General features: G+C 63.7%; 19 protein-coding genes and 1 tRNA gene. 14 read left to right on the top strand and 6 right to left on the bottom strand.

The features are described 5' to 3' along the window. Positions 1-72 precede the first annotated feature (72 nt). Genes FFI94_RS21985 through FFI94_RS21970 form a run of 4 tightly spaced genes read left to right on the top strand, consistent with a single transcriptional unit; the run spans position 73 to position 4178 of the window. Positions 73-2325 carry an ABC transporter permease gene (locus tag FFI94_RS21985; RefSeq protein WP_138869664.1) on the top strand — a complete coding sequence of 751 codons (2253 nt, stop codon included), beginning with the start codon at positions 73-75 and terminating at the stop codon, positions 2323-2325. 7 nt (positions 2326-2332) lie between these two features. Then, positions 2333-3076 (top strand): ABC transporter ATP-binding protein, encoded by a 744-nt coding sequence (locus FFI94_RS21980; RefSeq protein ID WP_138873341.1) that lies wholly within the window; start codon positions 2333-2335, stop codon positions 3074-3076. After that, positions 3073-3816 carry an ABC transporter ATP-binding protein gene (locus tag FFI94_RS21975; RefSeq protein ID WP_138869663.1) on the top strand — a complete coding sequence of 248 codons (744 nt, stop codon included), beginning with the start codon at positions 3073-3075 and terminating at the stop codon, positions 3814-3816. Before FFI94_RS21980 ends, FFI94_RS21975 begins: the two co-directional genes overlap by 4 nt. Positions 3817-3818: 2 nt before the next feature. Beyond that, entirely contained in the window at positions 3819-4178 is a 360-nt protein-coding gene (locus tag FFI94_RS21970) for a hypothetical protein (protein ID WP_144298294.1), read from the top strand. Positions 4179-4246: 68 nt separating this feature from the next. On the opposite strand, the gene FFI94_RS21965 is transcribed toward FFI94_RS21970, so the two are convergent. Beyond that, entirely contained in the window at positions 4247-4633 is a 387-nt protein-coding gene (locus FFI94_RS21965) for a VOC family protein (RefSeq protein ID WP_138869661.1), read from the bottom strand. A 47-nt stretch (positions 4634-4680) separates the two neighbouring features. Next, entirely contained in the window at positions 4681-5574 is an 894-nt protein-coding gene (locus FFI94_RS21960; protein WP_138869660.1) for a 1,4-dihydroxy-2-naphthoyl-CoA synthase, read from the bottom strand. An 83-nt stretch (positions 5575-5657) separates the two neighbouring features. Here FFI94_RS21960 and FFI94_RS21955 point away from each other — a divergent pair, with 83 nt between their 5' ends. From FFI94_RS21955 to FFI94_RS21945, 3 genes are read left to right on the top strand one after another with little or no spacing between them, the layout of a single operon-like run. Further along, positions 5658-6302, top strand: coding sequence for a PaaI family thioesterase (locus tag FFI94_RS21955; RefSeq protein ID WP_138869659.1), 645 nt, complete (start codon positions 5658-5660; stop codon positions 6300-6302). A 2-nt stretch (positions 6303-6304) separates the two neighbouring features. After that, entirely contained in the window at positions 6305-7315 is a 1011-nt protein-coding gene (locus FFI94_RS21950) for an o-succinylbenzoate synthase (protein ID WP_138869658.1), read from the top strand. A gap of 48 nt (positions 7316-7363) precedes the next feature. After that, a complete protein-coding gene (locus tag FFI94_RS21945) occupies positions 7364-7810 on the top strand; it encodes a DUF6918 family protein (protein WP_185993437.1) in 447 nt (148 codons plus the stop codon). Positions 7811-7875: 65 nt separating this feature from the next. Here the strand turns inward: FFI94_RS21945 and FFI94_RS21940 are convergent, their stop codons facing one another. Continuing rightward, positions 7876-8703, bottom strand: a complete 828-nt coding sequence (locus tag FFI94_RS21940; RefSeq protein ID WP_138873340.1) for a siderophore-interacting protein — start codon at positions 8701-8703, stop codon at positions 7876-7878. A 43-nt stretch (positions 8704-8746) separates the two neighbouring features. Then, positions 8747-9346 (bottom strand): flavin reductase family protein, encoded by a 600-nt coding sequence (locus tag FFI94_RS21935; RefSeq protein WP_138869656.1) that lies wholly within the window; start codon positions 9344-9346, stop codon positions 8747-8749. Positions 9347-9413: 67 nt separating this feature from the next. On the opposite strand from FFI94_RS21935, the gene menD reads away from it, so the two are divergent. The 4 genes from menD to FFI94_RS21915 are packed head-to-tail and all read left to right on the top strand — an operon-like array spanning position 9414 to position 13403. Then, positions 9414-11027: a 2-succinyl-5-enolpyruvyl-6-hydroxy-3-cyclohexene-1-carboxylic-acid synthase gene (menD, locus tag FFI94_RS21930; RefSeq protein WP_138869655.1), complete on the top strand. Its 1614-nt coding sequence runs from the start codon at positions 9414-9416 to the stop codon at positions 11025-11027. Beyond that, positions 11024-11467: a DUF3592 domain-containing protein gene (locus FFI94_RS21925; protein ID WP_138869654.1), complete on the top strand. Its 444-nt coding sequence runs from the start codon at positions 11024-11026 to the stop codon at positions 11465-11467. Before menD ends, FFI94_RS21925 begins: the two co-directional genes overlap by 4 nt. Positions 11468-11524: 57 nt before the next feature. Then, positions 11525-12667, top strand: coding sequence for a glycosyltransferase family 1 protein (locus tag FFI94_RS21920; protein ID WP_221937764.1), 1143 nt, complete (start codon positions 11525-11527; stop codon positions 12665-12667). 37 nt (positions 12668-12704) lie between these two features. Further along, positions 12705-13403 carry a demethylmenaquinone methyltransferase gene (locus FFI94_RS21915; RefSeq protein ID WP_138869653.1) on the top strand — a complete coding sequence of 233 codons (699 nt, stop codon included), beginning with the start codon at positions 12705-12707 and terminating at the stop codon, positions 13401-13403. Positions 13404-13416: 13 nt separating this feature from the next. Here FFI94_RS21915 and FFI94_RS21910 read toward each other — a convergent pair whose 3' ends face one another. Continuing rightward, positions 13417-14679, bottom strand: coding sequence for a geranylgeranyl reductase family protein (locus FFI94_RS21910; protein ID WP_138869652.1), 1263 nt, complete (start codon positions 14677-14679; stop codon positions 13417-13419). Positions 14680-14783: 104 nt separating this feature from the next. Between FFI94_RS21910 and FFI94_RS21905 the strand changes: the two genes are divergently transcribed. Together FFI94_RS21905 and htpX are read left to right on the top strand one after the other, a co-directional pair. Beyond that, complete coding sequence (locus tag FFI94_RS21905) at positions 14784-15833, top strand: polyprenyl synthetase family protein (protein WP_138873338.1); 1050 nt, start codon at positions 14784-14786, stop codon at positions 15831-15833. Positions 15834-15972: 139 nt separating this feature from the next. Beyond that, positions 15973-16836, top strand: coding sequence for a zinc metalloprotease HtpX (gene htpX / locus FFI94_RS21900; RefSeq protein WP_138873337.1), 864 nt, complete (start codon positions 15973-15975; stop codon positions 16834-16836). Between the two features lie 67 nt (positions 16837-16903). Here the strand turns inward: htpX and FFI94_RS21895 are convergent, their stop codons facing one another. Further along, positions 16904-17395: a YajQ family cyclic di-GMP-binding protein gene (locus tag FFI94_RS21895; RefSeq protein ID WP_033236471.1), complete on the bottom strand. Its 492-nt coding sequence runs from the start codon at positions 17393-17395 to the stop codon at positions 16904-16906. Between the two features lie 222 nt (positions 17396-17617). Here FFI94_RS21895 and FFI94_RS21890 point away from each other — a divergent pair. After that, positions 17618-17700 (top strand) — tRNA-Tyr (locus FFI94_RS21890). The last annotated feature ends 52 nt before the right edge of the window (positions 17701-17752 follow it).

The raw sequence follows: 17752 nt of genomic DNA, 5'->3' as shown, positions 1-17752 counted from the left end.
GATGCCGGTGGCGCGCACTGTGTGCCTTGTGCGTGGTGCGCGCCGCCGGTGTCCCCTAACGAGGGTTCAGTTATGAACACTTTTGTCACCTTCACGATTCTGGGTTTGGTCCTGGGGTCGGTGTACGCGATCGCAGCTTCCGGGTTGGTGCTCACGTACAACACGTCCGGCATTTTCAATTTCGCGCACGGCGCTCAGGCGATGCTGGGCGCGTTCATCTACTGGCAGTTGCGGTACGGCTGGGAACTCCCGACCGTCGTTGCGCTGTTGATTTCTTTGGTTGTGGTCGGCCCCTTGATGGGGTTGGGCTTGTATCTGCTTGTGATGAAGGGCCTGCGCGATACCGCGGAGGTCACCAAAATTGTTGTCACGGTGTCGATTCTGCTGGGTATGCTGTCGATTTCGCATTGGTTCTGGCATCCGGAGACGGCGCGCACCATGCAGATGTTCTTCGGCGATCAGTCCAAGATCACGGTGTTCGGCGCCAATATCCGCTATCACGAGTTGATCTGCATCTTCGTTGCCATCGCTATCGCCGTGGGATTGCGAATCCTGTTCACCAAAACTCGCGCTGGTGTTGCGATGCGCGGTGTGGTCGACGATCCGGATTTGTTGCGCCTCAACGGTCACAACCCGGAACGTCTCGCCGCGTTGTCGTGGGCGATGGGTTCGACGTTGGCGGTGTTGGCCGGCATTTTGATCACCCCGATCAGCGGCGGCACCCTCGAGGCGAACATGTTGACGCTGTTGGTGATCGACGCGTTTGCCGCCGCGATGTTCGGCCGGTTGCGCAGCATTCCCCGCACGTTCGTCGGCGCTGTCGTTCTCGGTTTGGCGGGTACGTACGTGTTGGCGTACTTCCCGACGAGTTGGTCGTGGACGTCGAATTTCCGTGTCTCCCTGCCGATGATCGCGCTGTTCGTGGTGTTGATCGTGCTGCCGCAGGATCGTCTGCGCGGCGCCGTCACCCGTACCCGCGAGCGGTATCACGTGCCGACGGTCCGCAAGGCCGTCATCTGGGGTATCGCGCTCATTGTCATCGTGTACCTGCTGCGTCTGCTGATGGTCACCTCGGCGATCACGACGCTGACGATCGGTATGACGTTCGCGATCATCGCGCTCTCGCTGACCTTGTTGACCGGGTATGCCGGTGAATTGAACTTGGCGCCGGTCTCTTTCGGAGCCATCGCCACCATCGTCGCGTTCCACTTCGGTATTTCCGGCAGTGGGTTGGCGGCGCACCTGAACCTGTGGGGCATCATCGTCGGTGTTCTCGTCACCGCCGTCATCGGCGGAATCGTCGCGCTGCCGGCGTTGCGTCTGCGCGGGTTGTATCTGGCGCTCGCAACGATGGCGTTCGGAGTGTTCCTCTCGAACATGGTGTTGCGTGATACCACCGAACACGAGATGTTCGGCATCCGGTATTCGCTGTTCAAGGACGGCAATATCGCGATCCCGCCGCTCAAGGTCGGTCCGCTCGATCTGAGCAACGACACGGTGTTCCTGATGACCGTGACCGCACTGTTCTCGGTTCTCGGTGTCGGGGTGATCGCGTTGCGCAACAGCGGTTACGGCCGTCGTCTCGCGGCGATGAAGGACAGCCCCGCCGGATCGGCGATGCTCGGCCAGTCCCTGGTTCGCCTCAAGCTCAGCGTGTTCATGATCTCCTCCGGCATCGCCGGATTGGGTGGCATCTTGATGTCGAGCGCGATGGGTTCGGTCTCGGGTGAGAGTTTCGCGATCATGGTCTCGCTGTCGCTGCTGATGCTCACCGTCGTCGCCGGAATCGGCTACGTCAGTGGCGCGTTGTTCGGTGGTTTGATGGCGGGTATCGGTTTTGCCGTCATCATGGTCTCGTTCACCAATCTCGCCTCCGCGCAGCCCGAACTCGAAGGCATGTGGCTGCTCTTCGGCAACATCGCCGCCGTGAGCCCGGCGTTGATCGGTATCGGTGTCGGCGCGAACCCCAGTGGCACCATCCACCAGATCGTCGAAGGCTACCGGCGTTTGACGAACGCGAAGCCGGTCCTCTACGGCGGCGCTGCCGTGATCGCGGTGACGTATCTGCTCGCCCTGACCGGGGTACTCGGGAACTGGTGGTTTGCGTCCATCACCATCGCGGTGGTGTTCATGCTGCCGGTGATCGGCGAAATGGTGATGCCGGCAGCGGTTCTCACTGCGGAAGAGTTGGCAGCGAAGAAGACGCTGGTGCCGGAAGAGGTCGGGATCGACGTCCCGTACAGCGACGAGGTCCGCGACGAGATCGACCGCGAACTCGGCATCGATCTGAGCAAGTCCGAAAAGGAGTTGGCCGCCCATGTCTGAGTCGCCTTTGCTCGAAACCCCACTTCTCGAAACTCGTGGTGTCACTGTTCGTTTCGGCGGTCATGTCGCCGTCAAGGACGTCTCGCTGTCGGTGGCTCCGGGAACGGTGACCGGGTTGATCGGCCCTAACGGTGCCGGGAAGACCACCCTGTTCAACACCATCACCGGACTGCAGAAACCGACGTCGGGGCAGGTGTTCCTCGATGGTGTGGACGTGACGAAACTGGCGCCGCACAAGCGGGCCAACAAAGGTTTGGCGCGCACGTTCCAGCGACTGGAGCTGTTCGTCTCCCTGTCGGTGCGCGACAATTTGCGTGTCGCCGGGGATATCCACAAAGCGAACAGCGGCAACAAGATCGACGTCGACGCCGAAACGGATCGACTGCTCGAGCTGACCGGACTGACGGACGTCGCGGAGAAAGATGTCTCCGACATCCCCACCGGCCGCGCTCGCGTCGTCGAGGTTGCGCGGGCACTGATGACGAATCCGCGGATCCTGCTTCTGGACGAGCCGGCGTCGGGTCAGACGGAGCAGGAAACCGAGGTGTTCGCGCAGATGCTCACCGATCTTGCGGCCGGTGGTCTCGGAATCTGTTTGGTGGAGCACGATATTCCGTTGGTCATGAAGGTGTGCTCGACGATTCACGTGCTCGATTACGGAGCCGTGCTGGCTTCGGGTGATCCGGAGAAGATCCGCACCGATCCCGAAGTGATCGCCGCGTACATCGGCACCGAGGAGGAAGCAGTATGACCGCAGCAACGATCGATCCGGCGGCCACCGGATCGACCCGCCCGGAGCCGTTGCTCGAATTATCGGGTGTGCGTGCCGGTTACGGATCCATCGAGGTCCTGCACGGCGTGGACCTCGTACTCGAGCCCGGCGCCGTGGTGGCCTTGCTCGGCCCGAACGGCGGCGGAAAAACCTCGACCCTGAAAGTGTGCTCCGGTGTCCTGCCGGTCACGCGCGGTGAGTTCAAGCTCGCCGGCCGCGTCGTGAACGGCGTCGAAGCGTCCGAACTCGCCCGGTTGGGTGTGTGCTCCATCCCGGAAGGCCGCGGGATCTTCGCGAACCTCTCGGTGCGGGAGAACCTGTGGATCGCCACCGGAACCGGAGCCTCGCTCGCGGACCTCGAAGAGGTTGCGTACACCAGGTTCCCGATTCTGGGGGAGCGGCGGGCTCAGTTGGCGGGTTCGATGTCCGGCGGTGAGCAGCAGATGCTCGCGCTCTCTCGGGCGTTGGGAACTCATCCGACGGTGCTGCTGCTCGACGAGTTGTCGATGGGCCTGGCCCCTCGAATTGTCTCGCAGATGTACGACGTGGTGGGTTCACTTGCCGCAGAGGGTATTTCCATCCTCGTCGCGGAGCAGTTCGCGCGGGCGGTGTTGCCGATCGCGACGTCGGCGGCGTTGATGTTGCAGGGCCGCGTTACTCGGGTCGGTGACCCGCATGAGATCGAACAAGAACTTTCTACCAGTTATCTAGGAGGATGACGATGACTACTGTTGCACAAGATCGCCGTGGCGAATTCAAGAAGAACATCGCGGAGCTGGGGCTCGACAAGGGCCAGTCCGGTGGCGACGCCAAAACACTGTTCGGTGGCCTGATCCTGATGGTGGTGGGTGTGGTCGGCGCGTGTGTGCTCTACATTTCCTCGCTCACCGAATCGGATCTGCGGAACATCGCGTCGTACCAGATTCTGGCGATCGCGTTCCTGGCATTGACGGTCATCGGGGCGGCGATGTTCATCGCCGCGTCCGTCGCGAAGGTACTGCGCCTGTGGCTGGTGCGTCAGCTGCTCGAAGGCCAGGCCCAGACCGATCAGATCGCCCAGGCACTGAACACCCGCATCTGATACCCGGTTCAACCGACAATGCCCGCCACGAAACCGTGGCGGGCATTGTCAGTGCAGTCGTCGGTGCGCTACTGCGGTGTTCGGGAATCACGGCGGATCGGATGATCCTCCGGGATCTGCACCATGACGATCGGCGTCCCATCGGGATCGGCGATCCACATTTCGTGAAGACCCCACGGTTCCTGACGTGCCTCCCGGGCAATCTTGACTCCGACGAGTACTAATTCCGTCTGGGCGGCGGTGAGATCGCGAACCTGCAGCCAGATCGCGCCACGGAACCCGCCGTTGCCGGTGCCGCCGTGTGCGGCGATCTCGATCAAGCCCTGGCCAGCGAAGAACACTGTGCCGCCGGGATATTCACGGGCAATAGCCAGCCCGAGCGTGTCCCGGTAGAAGCTCAGCGTCAGCTCGTAGTCGGCGGGGCGCAATATCGTTCGGCTGCTCAGAATCTCCACGGAACTATCCTTCCACGTCTCGCTCTGCGATACCTGGACCTGATGAATCAGAAATACCAGGGGTACGGCGACCAGTCGGGATCACGCTTCTCGAGGAAGGAGTCGCGGCCCTCGACAGCTTCGTCGGTCATGTAGGCCAAACGCGTTGCCTCACCGGCAAATAGCTGCTGACCGACCAAGCCGTCGTCCTGCAGGTTGAACGCGTACTTGAGCATGCGCTGAGCCTGCGGGGACTTGCCGTTGATCTTGCCGGCCCACTCGATGGCAACGTTCTCGAGCTCGGCGTGATCGACAACCTTGTTGACGGCGCCCATCTGATGCATTTCCTCGGCGGAATAGGTCTCGCCGAGGAAGAAGATCTCGCGAGCGAACTTCTGGCCCACCATCTTTGCGAGGTAGGCGCTGCCGTACCCGCCGTCGAAACTTCCGACGTCCGCATCGGTCTGCTTGAACCGGGCATGTTCGCGACTCGCGAGAGTCAGGTCGCAGACGACGTGCAGGCTGTGTCCGCCGCCGGCGGCCCAACCGTTGACCAGGCAGATGACCACCTTGGGCATGAAACGAATCAGTCGCTGGACTTCGAGGATGTGGAGGCGTCCGGCGCGGGCCTTGTCGACGGTGTCGGCCGTTTCGCCTTCCGCGTACTGGTAGCCGCTACGGCCACGGATGCGCTGATCGCCGCCGGAGCAGAAGGCCCAGCCGCCGTCCTTCTCGCTCGGTCCGTTGCCGGTGAGCAGTACGGCGCCCACGTCGGACGTCATCCGGGCGTGGTCGAGTGCCCGGTACAGCTCGTCGACGGTGTGTGGGCGAAACGCATTGCGTACCTCGGGGCGGTCGAAGGCGATACGAACTGTGCCTTGACTGACATGGCGGTGATAAGTGATGTCGGTGAGATTCTCGAATCCGGGAACTGGGCGCCAAAGCTGCGGGTTGAAGGTCACGTAGGTCACGATAGAGGCAGGCACCGTAACCCGAACGACTACCTGGAGTAGAACATGTTCTCTGGCGCGATAACGTGCAGGTCATGAGCGAACCCACCGTAGAAGGCAAGGAGACCGTCGTTCCCGACGAGCGTCGGGGCGGTTTCCCAGTCTTCCGACACATACCCGCAGGTCCCGATTTCGGCCGTTTTGTCGAGGCCATGCGGAGGTTGCAGGACCTTTCGGTGTCGACGCATGTCCCCGACGAGGTTCTGGCGGAACTCGCCACGCAAGCGGAGGAGCTTGCCGATCGCCTGGCTCCGTACGAGGTTCCGGAAGGATCGTCGCCTGCCGGCTCGAACATTCACCTGCCGGGTCGGGGCAGTCTCCTCATGCCGCCGTGGACGCTCGAGCGATTCGACGCCGAAGGTGTGCGAAGCACCGGCATGTTCCGCCGCTACCACCTCGGTGGTAACGGCGCAGCTCACGGCGGAATCGTGCCATTGCTCTTCGACGATATCTTCGGCATGACCACCCACGCGGGTGGTCGCCCGATGTCCCGCACCGGATACCTGCACATCAACTACCGCGCGATCACCCCGTTGAATACACCACTGGTGATCGAAGGAAAAGTGGATCGTGTGGAGGGCCGTAAAACGTTTGTCAGCGCCCGGCTGACCGACCTGGACGGGAAGCTTCTTGTCGACGGTGACGCACTCATGATCGAGCTCCTGCCCGGGCAGCCCTGAACATGACTTGCACCTTCGACTTGCCGTCGTTCGACGAGCTGATCGCCGACGCGGTTGTGGTGAGCCTGCCCATGCGGGTGCGTTTCCGCGGAATCACGACGCGTGAGGCTCTGCTTCTCCGCGGCCCGGCAGGGTGGGGTGAGTTCGCTCCGTTTGTCGAGTACGACGACGAGGAAGCTGCGCACTGGCTGCGCGCCGGGATCGAGGCGGCGTGGCTCGGCCCCCCACCTGCACTTCGGACCACTGTGCCGGTCAACGCCACGGTTCCCGCGATCGACGCGTCGGCGGTACCGGAAATGTTGAAGCGTTTCCCCGGATCGCGAACAGCCAAGATCAAGGTTGCCGAAAAGGGACAGTCGTTGGCGGATGACATTGCCCGGGTAAACGAGGTTCGTCGACACATCCCCAACGTGCGGGTCGACGCGAACGGTGGGTGGAGCGTCGACGAGGCCGTTGCAGCGCTGCGGGCGCTCACCGAGGACGGTGAACTCGAGTACGCGGAGCAGCCGTGCGCAAGCGTCGAAGAACTGGTGCGGGTGCGCGCAGCCGGAACGGGTGTGCGGATTGCTGCGGACGAGAGCATCAGGCGCGCGGAAGACCCGCTGCGGGTGGTGCGGGCGGGGGGAGCCGACGTCGCGATAGTCAAGGTGCCCCCGCTGGGCGGTATGCGAGCGGTGGTCACGTTGAGTACCCAACTGGCCGAGTACGGCGTGCCGGTGGTGGTGTCCAGCGCACTCGATACGGCGGTCGGGATGGCGTCGGGGCTCGCGGCCGCAGCAGCATTGCCGGAGTTGCCGTTTGCGTGCGGATTGGGCACCGGTGGGCTGTTCGTCCGCGACGTCGCAGTTGTCGATCCGGCAATCTCGGGTGCTTTGTCCGTAGGTGAGGTCGAGCCTGATCCGTCGATCCTCACGCAGTTGGCGGCCACGCCCGAACGCACTGCGTGGTGGCTGGGCCGCGTCCGGCGCTGTCATCAGCTACTCGATCAACGAGGCGCGCTGAATTTCGTATAGTCTCGGGCCCGACCTGATGAACATCAGTGAACAATGAAGGGATCGAAAGTGGTTGCAGCTCTGAACGAAACCCTGCTCGAGGATTCACGGCTTCCCGCGGTCGTCGCGGACGTGCAGACCTTGATCGACGCAGAGGTTTCGGATAAGTCGGGGGCCTCAGGGCTAGCTCTCAAGGGCGGCTACGGCGCAGTCAAGAAGGTGAGCCCGTCCATCGTGCCGGACGCGGTCACCGCACTGCTGCCCGATTTCGTGGCAAAGCTCGAGCCGTACTGGCAGGAATTCTCCGCCTCGGGCGGCGGAAGCTTCTCGGAGTTCATCACGGCTCGCGGCGACGCCGTTGCCAACTCACTGCTCCAGGTGACGGACGAGCGCATCGAAGGCAGCGACAAGGCCGTCGTCAAGTCGATGTACTCGAAGCTGCGTGGTTCGGCGCAGAAGCACGTCACGGCTGCACTGCCGCGTCTGGGAGATCTGATCCAGAAGCACGCTGCATAAGCAGGACAGAGAGCGGCCCGGGAGTGAACACTCCCGGGCCGCTTGTCGTTTCTGTGGAGTCAAGATCAATTCGCGGCGTGGCCGTCGCGCCAGAAGCCGGTGAACGTGATGTCGGTTTTCGGGAACTTGCGGTCGTTCACGAGGTGGCGTCGAAGCCCGGTGGTGAGGGCCTGTTCACCGGCGACAAACGTGTACGACGCGCCTTCGGGCAATTCGGCCGCGCGAACGGCCGCGAGGGCAGGTGTTCCCGGCTTGGCGTGCTCGTCGCCGCGAACGAGCCAGTGAACGTTGACGTTCGCGAGGTCAGGGATTTCCTGCTTGTCCTCGACGTTCGGTATCTCGAGAAACACTTCGGCACGCAGGTCGGCGTCGGCGGTGTCGAGAATTCCGGCGATCGCGGGCAGGGCACTTTCGTCTCCGACCAACAGCTGCCAGGTGCAATCGGCGGTCGGGTTGTAAATGCAGCCTTCGTCGAGAATCGCCACCTTGTCACCGCTGGACGCGGTGTCCGCCCAAGCGGATGCCGGGCCGATGTCGCCGTGAAAGGCGAAATCGATGTCGATTTCCGCTGTGTCGCCGAAGACCCCGGATCCGGCCGGCCGGAACTCACGGATCGTGTAATTGCGCACCACGGGACGGGTGTCCTTGGACATCATCAGGTACTGCGCGTACCAGAGGTTGTTTGCCGCGGACGGCAGTCGTAGCTCACTCTGACCGGCTTGTGGGATGAAGAGGCGGAACCAGTGATCGGCGCCCATCGGAGTGATGGTGCCGAGTTCGTCGCCGGCAATCGTGATGCGGATGAAGGTGGGACTGATCCTCTTGTTCGCCACGACCTCGGCAGAGGTGATGCTGCGTGACACCGGTTTCACGAACTTGGAGCGCTTGGCCATGACGGAACCCTCGATCGACGACAGTAGGTCAGGCAATCCTAACTTACTGTCTCGGTGTGCTGGGCCGCTCTTTGACGACAACCTCCGGCGGCAGGCCCCACTCCGAGCGGCCCAACCGGCTCAGCGGCGCCAACGCCGCGAACTCCGGCAAACCGTCGTCGGCCAACGCGTCCGGGCGCACTGCGACGGCAACCACATCGCCCATCACCACAAACGAATCTCCGACCTCGATGACCTGGCGCAGCGTGCACTCGATCGCAACCGGCGACTCCGCGACCCGAAGCGGGCGCACCCGTTCACTCGGCTCACTGCGAATGCCCAACTCGAGAAACTCGTCGGCGTCCGGAGAGTAGGGGGCCGAACTGTCGTTGACCATGTCGAACAACGACGCCGTAGCCACGTTGATCACGAACTCACCCGTCGCCTCGATGTTGCGCAAACTGTCCTTACGGCCCACCGAAGTGAACTGCACCACCGGCGGAGCCGCACTTGCCACGGTGAAGAAGCTGTGCGGCGCCAGATTGCCGACGCCGTCGGCCGAGAGCGTCGACACCCAGGCGATCGGCCGCGGAACCACCGTCGCCGTGAGCAACTGATAGAACCGGCGAGGCGAGGTGTCCGAAGGATCGAAGAGTGTGCGCACTCACACATGGTGCCGCAGACTCGCCCCTCGGCACGGCCCGGCCCGAACATCTGACACTCTTGAAGGCGTGAATCCGTCCACAGCACAAGCCACAGCCGTCGTCGACGAACTGGTTCGTGGTGGCGTGCGTGAAGTCGTGCTCTGCCCAGGCTCACGCAGCGCACCGCTCGCATTTGCCCTCCAAGCCGCAGACGTCGAGGGGCGCCTGCGCCTGCACATGCGGATCGACGAGCGGACAGCAGGTTTCCTCGCACTCGGACTGGCAATCGCCGGTCAGCGACCAGTGCCCATCGTCATGACGTCCGGAACCGCCGTCGCGAACCTCGGGCCGGCAGTGCTCGAAGCGAACTACGCACGCGTGCCCCTCGTTGTCCTGAGCGCCAACCGGCCGTACGAAATGCTCGGAACCGGCGCCAACCAGACCGTCGAGCAGCTCGGATTGTTCGGCAGCCAGGTACGCGCCACCATCAGCCTGGGACTGGCCGAAGACGATGCGACGCAGAACAGCCAATGGCGTTCCGCAGTGTGCCGCGTGCTCGCCGCCGCCCGCGGCACCCGGTCAGGCAACGCCGGGCCGGTGCACTTCGACATGCCGTTGCGTGAACCGCTGGTTCCCGACGTGCACATGCAGGGGCCGGTTCCGGAAGGCCGCCCCGGCGGCGCAGCCTGGACCACGACGCAGAACGCGACGCTCGACGTCCCCCTCGACCTGGATCTGAGCGTCGACACCGTCGTCGTCTCCGGCCACGGCAGTGCGCTGCGACCGGAACTCGCGGGACTGCCGACCGTCGCCGAACCCACGGCGCCGCTGCACGGAATTCCCCTGCATCCGCTGGCTTTGGCACAACTCAAGCCCCGGCAAGTAGTCATCACCGGCCGTCCCACCCTGCATCGTCAGGTGTCCAAAGTGCTGGCCGACCCGAGCGTCGACGTCTACGCCCTGACAACCGGGCCGCGCTGGCCCGACGTGTCCGGCAACGTCCTTGCCACCGGAACCAGGGCCGTGGTGAGCGGAACACCGGATCCGGCCTGGATCGCGCGGTGCCTGTCGTTGACCGAGCACGCCGACGCGGCCGTAGCCAAGCAATTGGCTGCCCACCCCAAGGCCACCGGCCTGCACGTAGCCGCCGCTGTGATGAGTTCTCTGGGCGATGGCGACCAACTGCTGCTCGGAGCCTCCAACCCGGTGCGCGACGCGGCGCTGGTGAGCTACCCGAAGCCGTCCGTGCGGGTCCTGTCCAACCGCGGTGTCGCCGGCATCGACGGCACGGTCTCGGCCGCAGTCGGCGCCGCACTGGCCTACGACGATGGCCGAACCATCGCCCTGATGGGCGACCTCACCTTCTTGCACGACGCCTCCGGTCTCCTGATCGGGACCGGGGAACCGCGGCCCCGTGACCTCACGATCATCGTCGCCAACGACGACGGCGGCGGAATATTCGAACTGCTCGAGCAGGGCGATCCGCAGTACGCCGGAGTGTTCGAGCGCGTTTTCGGCACGCCGCACGGCATGGACCTGGCAGCACTGTGCGCCGCGTACCGCGTTCCCCACACCGCCGTGAGCGTCGACAAGCTCACGGAAGCGCTGGCGCAACCCGCAGCAGGCATCCGGGTTCTGGAAGTTCCCACCGACCGCAGCGGTTTGCGCGAACTGCACGCATCTGTGCGAGCACAACTGTGAGCGAAGTAGTTCTGCGTCGTTTCCGCATCGGAATCCTCGTGGTCGCGATCGGCGTCTCGGTTCTCGCGGTCATCCTCGTTCTCGGTGCGTGGCGCAACGACCGGACCATCGAAGCCGACATGGGCACGGCAACCGCTGAAGTCCTCTCGGCCGGTTCGCTACGGTCCGCGATCAGCTTTGTCACCCCGGACGGCGCAAACCACAACCCCGAGCTCGGTGTCCTGTATCCCACCAATCTGACTGTGGGACAACGTATCGAGGTCGAGTACTCGAAGAGTGACCCCGATCTGGTTCGCGTGGCCGGCCGCAGCGCGAGTGTTGCGCTGATCCCAGCCGGATCCGTCATCGTCGTGACCTGGCTCCTGGCCGGCCCCGCCGTCTGGTACCTGCGCAAACGTGAGGCCCTGACACGCACACCGGAGCCCGTCACCTCGAATTAGCCTGCGCTTCACACGAACACGGCACGGACTTTCCTTCGCACTGTCACCGTGATCGGTGTGAGAGTAGCCATCGTTGCGGAGTCATTCCTGCCCAACATGAACGGCGTCACCAACTCGGTACTACGCGTGCTCGAACACCTCGATCGAACCGGCCACGACGCGATGGTCATTGCGCCGGACGTCGTAGGCAGTGGGCACGCCCCCACCCGACACGAAGGCGTCGCGGTACTCCGAGTGCCTGCCGTCATGGTTCCGAAAGTCAGCTCGCTACCAGTCGGACTGCCACAGCCACGATTGACGGCTGCCGTCCGCGCCTTTGCACCCGACGTCATGCACCTCGCGTCACCCTTCCTCCTCGGCGCCGGGGGAGTAGGCATCGCCAAACGACTGCACGTTCCTACCGTCGCCGTCTATCAAACCGATGTCGCGGGCTTCGCCGAAAGCTACGGACTCGGCCTCACCAGCCGGGCAGCGTGGGCGTGGACCCGGCGAATTCACAAGAGCTGCACCAGAACCCTCGCGCCATCCACCTCTGCCGTCGACGCCCTCGAACATCATGGAGTTCCGCGGGTCCACAAGTGGGCCAGGGGCGTCGACGCAGCAAGATTCGCACCGTCGCGTCGTAGCTCCGCGTTGCGCAGAACCTGGATCGGGGACACCGATCGCCTGGTCGTCGGATTTGTCGGACGGCTCGCGCCGGAGAAGCACGTCGAACGACTGGCCGCGTTGGCCACCGATCGCAGTCTGCAACTCGTGATCGTCGGCGACGGACCAGACCGAGAGCGCTTGCGCACACTGTTGCCCGACGCGATCTTCACCGGAGCGCTCGGCGGAACCGATCTTGCCGACGCGTACGCCAGCCTGGACGTGTTCGTTCACCCGGGCGAACACGAGACGTTCTGCCAAGCAGTCCAGGAAGCTCTGGCCAGCGGCGTGCCCGTTGTCGGGCCGGACGCAGGCGGACCCCGGGATCTCGTCTCGCATTGCCGCAACGGCTACCTCTTGCCGGTGGACAGATTCGGTGAACTCCTACCCAGCGCGATCGACGCCCTCCGTCAGCGTGATCTGCGAGTTCAGTTCGGATCCGCAGCGCGACGCTCTGTGCTGCACCGGACGTGGCCGGCCATCTGCGACGAGTTGCTCGGCCACTACGAGGACGTGCAAGGCCTGGGCCGGCGCGCCGGTGCCCAAGCGGCCTGAACCAGGCCACCTCGCGAGTGTTGGTAGCGTTTGACGTGTGGCGACTACACACGGAACCCGGGCAACCCTCGACAAACAACCGCGCGAGGTCGCGTCGATGTTCGACGACGTCGCCGAACGATACGACCTGACAAACACCGTGCTGTCCTTCGGCCAGGACAAAGGATGGCGCAAGGCAACACGTGAGGCCCTCGACCTCAAGCCGGGCGAGAAGGTTCTCGACCTCGCCGCAGGCACCGGAGTCTCCACCGTCGAACTGGGACGCTCCGGCGCGTGGTGCGTCGCCACCGACTTCTCCAAGGGAATGCTGCAGGCAGGTCGCTCACGCAACGTCCCGATGGTGGCAGGCGACGCCATGAATCTTCCGTACGCCGACGACGTATTCGACGCCGCGACCATCTCCTTCGGCTTGCGCAACGTCTCCGACTTCGAGGCGGGCCTGCGAGAGATCGCCCGCGTGACCAAGCCAGGTGGACGCCTGGTCGTCAGTGAGTTCTCGACGCCGGTCTTCGGGCCGTTCCGCACCGTCTACATGGAGTACCTCATGAAGGCGCTCCCGCAGGTGGCGCGCGCCGTCAGCAGCAATCCAGACGCGTACGTCTACCTCGCCGAATCCATTCGAGCCTGGCCGACGCAGGAAGAGCTGGCACGCAAGATCCAGGCCGCCGGCTGGAAGAACGTCAAGTGGCGCAACCTCACCGGCGGTGTCGTGGCGCTACATCACGCGACGCGCTGACCTGCACAGGTAATCAGCCGAACAGCGGACGGGAGTCGATCCTTCGGGATGCGGCTCCCGACGCTCGCCACATCCGCGCCGTCAGATCGGCGTCGGCGTCGGTGACGAGGTTGCCCATCACCCTGACCGCGACGGTCATCATTGCCTTCGACCGCATCGCGATCGGGCCGGACGCGGGCAGGAACCGCGGAACCGTGAGCAGCCCCGCGAGGCGCCGCGCGACGGAGAACGCCTGCCCGTAATGCTCGCGTAGGACGCTCGGCCACAGCTCGGTCAGGTCGCCGTCGTCGAGGTGTTCGACGATCAACCGTCCACCCTCGAGGCCGTAGTCGATTCCCTCGCCGTTGAGTGGGTTCACACACGCCGCGGCGTCGCCGATGATCGCCCAGTTACGTCCGGCGATAGTGGAAACCGCGCCGCCCATCGGTAGCAAAGCCGAAGCAACGGAATGAATGTCACTGTTCCATCGCCATTCGTCGCGGCGTTGATCGGTGTACAGATCCAGGAGCGGGCGCAACGCTCCGGTGGCCGGCCGCTTGGCCGTGGCCAGGGTGCCGACGCCGATGTTCACCTCACCTGTTCCCAACGGAAAAATCCAGCCGTATCCCGCCTGCAAGGTGCCGTCGCCGTCGCGCAATTCCAGGTGTGACGTAATCCAGGGATCGGCACTACGGGGGGTGCCGACGTACGCGCGCGCGGCGACTCCGTACGCGGTGTCCCGATGCCACTGCCGGCCCAGCTTCTTGCCGAGCGTCGAACGAACACCGTCGGCGACGATCAGGGTCCGGCACCGCAGAGTGCTCGTTCCGGAGGGACCGGACAGGACAACGCCGCTGATCCGATCACCGTCGCGTTCGACATCGACGGCTTTGGTGCCTTCGATCATCACCGCACCCGACTCGATCGCGCATCGGCGGATCCGATCGTCGAGCTCGGTGCGGGGGACAGCGCTGCCGATAGACGGGAACGCTGTCGACGGCCACTCCATTTCCAGCTCCTGGCCGAAGCCCGAGAGGCGGAGCCCTTTGTTTGTCGTATGTGATCTAACCCACTCGCCGAGGCCCAGTCGGTCAAGCTCGGCGACGGCCCGTGGAGTGAGTCCATCACCACATGTCTTGTCTCGGGGGAACACAGCCGCATCGATCAGAACGACGTCGCGGCCACTGCGCGCGGCCCACGCCGCGGCCGAAGAACCCGCGGGACCAGCGCCGATGACCACAATGTCAGTTTCGCTCGGCTGGGAATTCACGGCGGGGGACTGCTCGGTAGCGGACACTCTCACATCTTCCCAGGCTCGCGATCGAGACCGTGGCGAGGCCGTGCCAAGTGCGAACCGCTAGGTTCACTACCGTGGGAACCGAGCCGTCACTGACGACAGGAATGGGTACTGACATCGTGAGCACCGAAAAAACTGCTGCCGACACAACGGCAGTGAGCACCGTCGTAGCGGGCATCGACCTGGGCGACGAGAAGCTTGCTGATGTTGTCCGTAGTGGACTCGCCGATGTCGAGGAGTTGTTGGTCAGCGAGCTGTCCGACGGGGAGGACTTCCTCACCGAAGCCGCCCTGCACCTCGCGCGAGCCGGCGGAAAGCGGTTCCGGCCGCTGTTCACGATCCTGACGGCTCAGCTCGGACCCAATCCGACCGATCCGTCCATCGTCACCGCGGCCACGGTCACCGAACTCGTGCACCTCGCGACGCTCTATCACGACGACGTCATGGACGAAGCGGAAATGCGCCGCGGCGCACCCAGTGCAAATGCTCGCTGGGGCAACAGTATTGCCATCCTCGCCGGTGACTACCTGTTCGCTCACGCGTCACGATTGGTGTCGACGCTCGGGCCCGAAGCAGTTCGGATCATCGCGGAAACCTTCGCCGAACTGGTCACCGGCCAAATGCGCGAGACGATCGGCGCCAGGCAGGAACAGGATCCGATCGAGCACTACCTCAAGGTCGTGTGGGAGAAAACCGGTTCGCTGATCGCCGCGTCCGGTCGATTCGGCGGCACGTTCTCCGGATCCGACGCCACCCATATCGAGCGCCTCGAGCGTCTCGGCGACGCCGTCGGCACCGCATTCCAAATCGTCGACGACATCATCGACATCTCGTCGGTATCGGAACAGTCGGGTAAAACCCCTGGCACCGACCTCCGCGAAGGGGTCCACACGCTTCCTGTGCTGTACGCCTTCGAGGAAGAGGGCACGGATGCGGATCGCCTCCGCGAACTGCTTGCCGGCCCGGTCACCGAGGATGCAGACGTCGCGGAAGCCCTCGCGCTGCTCGAACGCTCGCCGGGAATGACCAAAGCCAAAGCGAAGCTGGGCGAATTCGTCGACGAAGCGCTGGCTCAGCTCGCAGAGTTGCCGCAAGGCCCGGCCAACGACGCCCTCGTTCGCTTGATCGACTACACGGTTCGACGGGTTGGCTGACTTTTAACCGCGTTCGTCCTCCCCGTCCCCTGCGGGGAACCCGAACACCCCTGCTCTTCGTTGTGCTAACGGGTCGGCTGCAAAAGCCGCGAAGTTATACGCGAGCAATCGAGCTCGTGACGGGTAAGGGGTGAGCGCTGTGCACGGCTACGCAAACGGAGCCAAGACTTTCGGGCTGCTGCTGGGCATGTCTGCCCTGATCGTGTTCATCGGATCGTTGTTCGGGAACCCGACCGTCTTGTGGTTGTCCGTACTTTTTGCGGTCGGAATGAATGCCTACGTCTACTTCAACAGTGACAAGCTGGCGTTGCGATCGATGCATGCCCAGCCCATCACCGAAGTCGAGGCACCGGTGATCTATCGCATCGTGCGTGAACTGGCGACGACGGCGCATCAGCCGATGCCCAGGCTCTACATCAGCCCGACAAACGCACCGAATGCTTTCGCGACCGGTCGTAATCCGCGCCACGCCGCAGTCTGTGTGACCAGCGGAATCATGGGTTTGTTGAACGAACGAGAACTGCGAGCAGTGCTCGGGCACGAACTCTCGCACGTCTACAACCGCGACATCCTGATCTCGTCGGTCGCCGGCGCCATGGCAGCCGTCATATCCGGGCTGGCGAACTTCGCGATGTACGCCAGCATGTTCGGCGGACGAGGCAACGGTCAGGGAAGCAACCCGATTGCGTTGCTACTGGTCTCGCTTCTGGGACCGATCGCCGCCACTGTGGTCAAGCTGGCTGTCTCGCGCTCACGGGAGTATCAGGCCGATCAATCGGGAGCCGAGCTCACCGGTGACCCACTGGCGCTGGCGTCGGCGCTACGAAAGCTGGAGGCCGGTGTAGCGGCGGCTCCATTGCCCCCTGAGCCTCGATTGGCGGCACAGTCGCACCTGATGATCGCAAACCCGTTTCGCGCGGGGGAGAAGATGAGCAAGCTCTTCTCGACGCATCCGCCGATGGCGGAGCGGATCGAGCGGTTGGAGAAGATGGCAGGGATGTAGGGCCCTGCGGCCCTTGTGCGCCTTCATGACCGTTCGCGGTGAATGAAGGCGCACAAGGGCGGGGCGCTTACCGGTAGTTCACGAACTGCAACGCGATACCGAAGTCCTCACCCTTGAGCAGCGAAATAACACCTTGAAGGTCGTCGCGCTTCTTACTGCTGACGCGCAACTCCTCACCCTGGATCTGTGCTTTGACGCCCTTGGGGCCCTCGTCACGGATCTTCTTGGTGATCTTCTTTGCATTCTCACTGGAGATGCCCTGGACCAACGTTCCGGACAGCTTGTAGATCTTTCCGGACTGCGCCGGCTCGCCGGCGTCGAACGCCTTCAGGGAGATGTCCCGGCGAATCAACTTTTCCTTGAACACCTCGAGGGCCGCCAGCAAGCGCTCCTCGGTGTCGGCGTTCAACGTGATCGTTTCTTCACCCGACCACTCGATCGACGCACCGGTGTTCCGGAAGTCGAAGCGTGTGGTCAGCTCCTTGGCAGCTTGATGCAGGGCGTTGTCCACCTCTTGACGATCTACTTTGCTCACCACGTCGAAGGACGAATCAGCCACTTCTACACTCCCGCTTTCCGGTAGTCACAACATCGAGGTCTGCCCACCTTCCGTGCCGGTGGACACCTCGACGTTATCGGGTCGGCACCGCCGCTCACCACCCGGTTTGCAAAATGGGGGTGGGTTCGTTGTATTCTTCTTTCCGCACCAAGGAAGCCGTTCTTGGCCGCTGCGCGCCGCGATATACTTGCGAGTGCATCGGATCAAGGCCTGGTGCAGCACGGCAGATTGCCCGAGCGGCCAATGGGAGCGGACTGTAAATCCGTCGGCGTATGCCTACGTAGGTTCGAATCCTACATCTGCCACACCAAGTCAGCCCCGATCCTGAATCAGGATCGGGGCTGACTTTTTTGTGTT

The sequence above is a fragment of the Rhodococcus sp. KBS0724 genome (assembly GCF_005938745.2).
Lineage (GTDB): Bacteria > Actinomycetota > Actinomycetes > Mycobacteriales > Mycobacteriaceae > Rhodococcus_F.
Note: the sequence above shows the minus strand (reverse complement) of the source record. Positions and strands in the feature narration are given on the sequence as shown.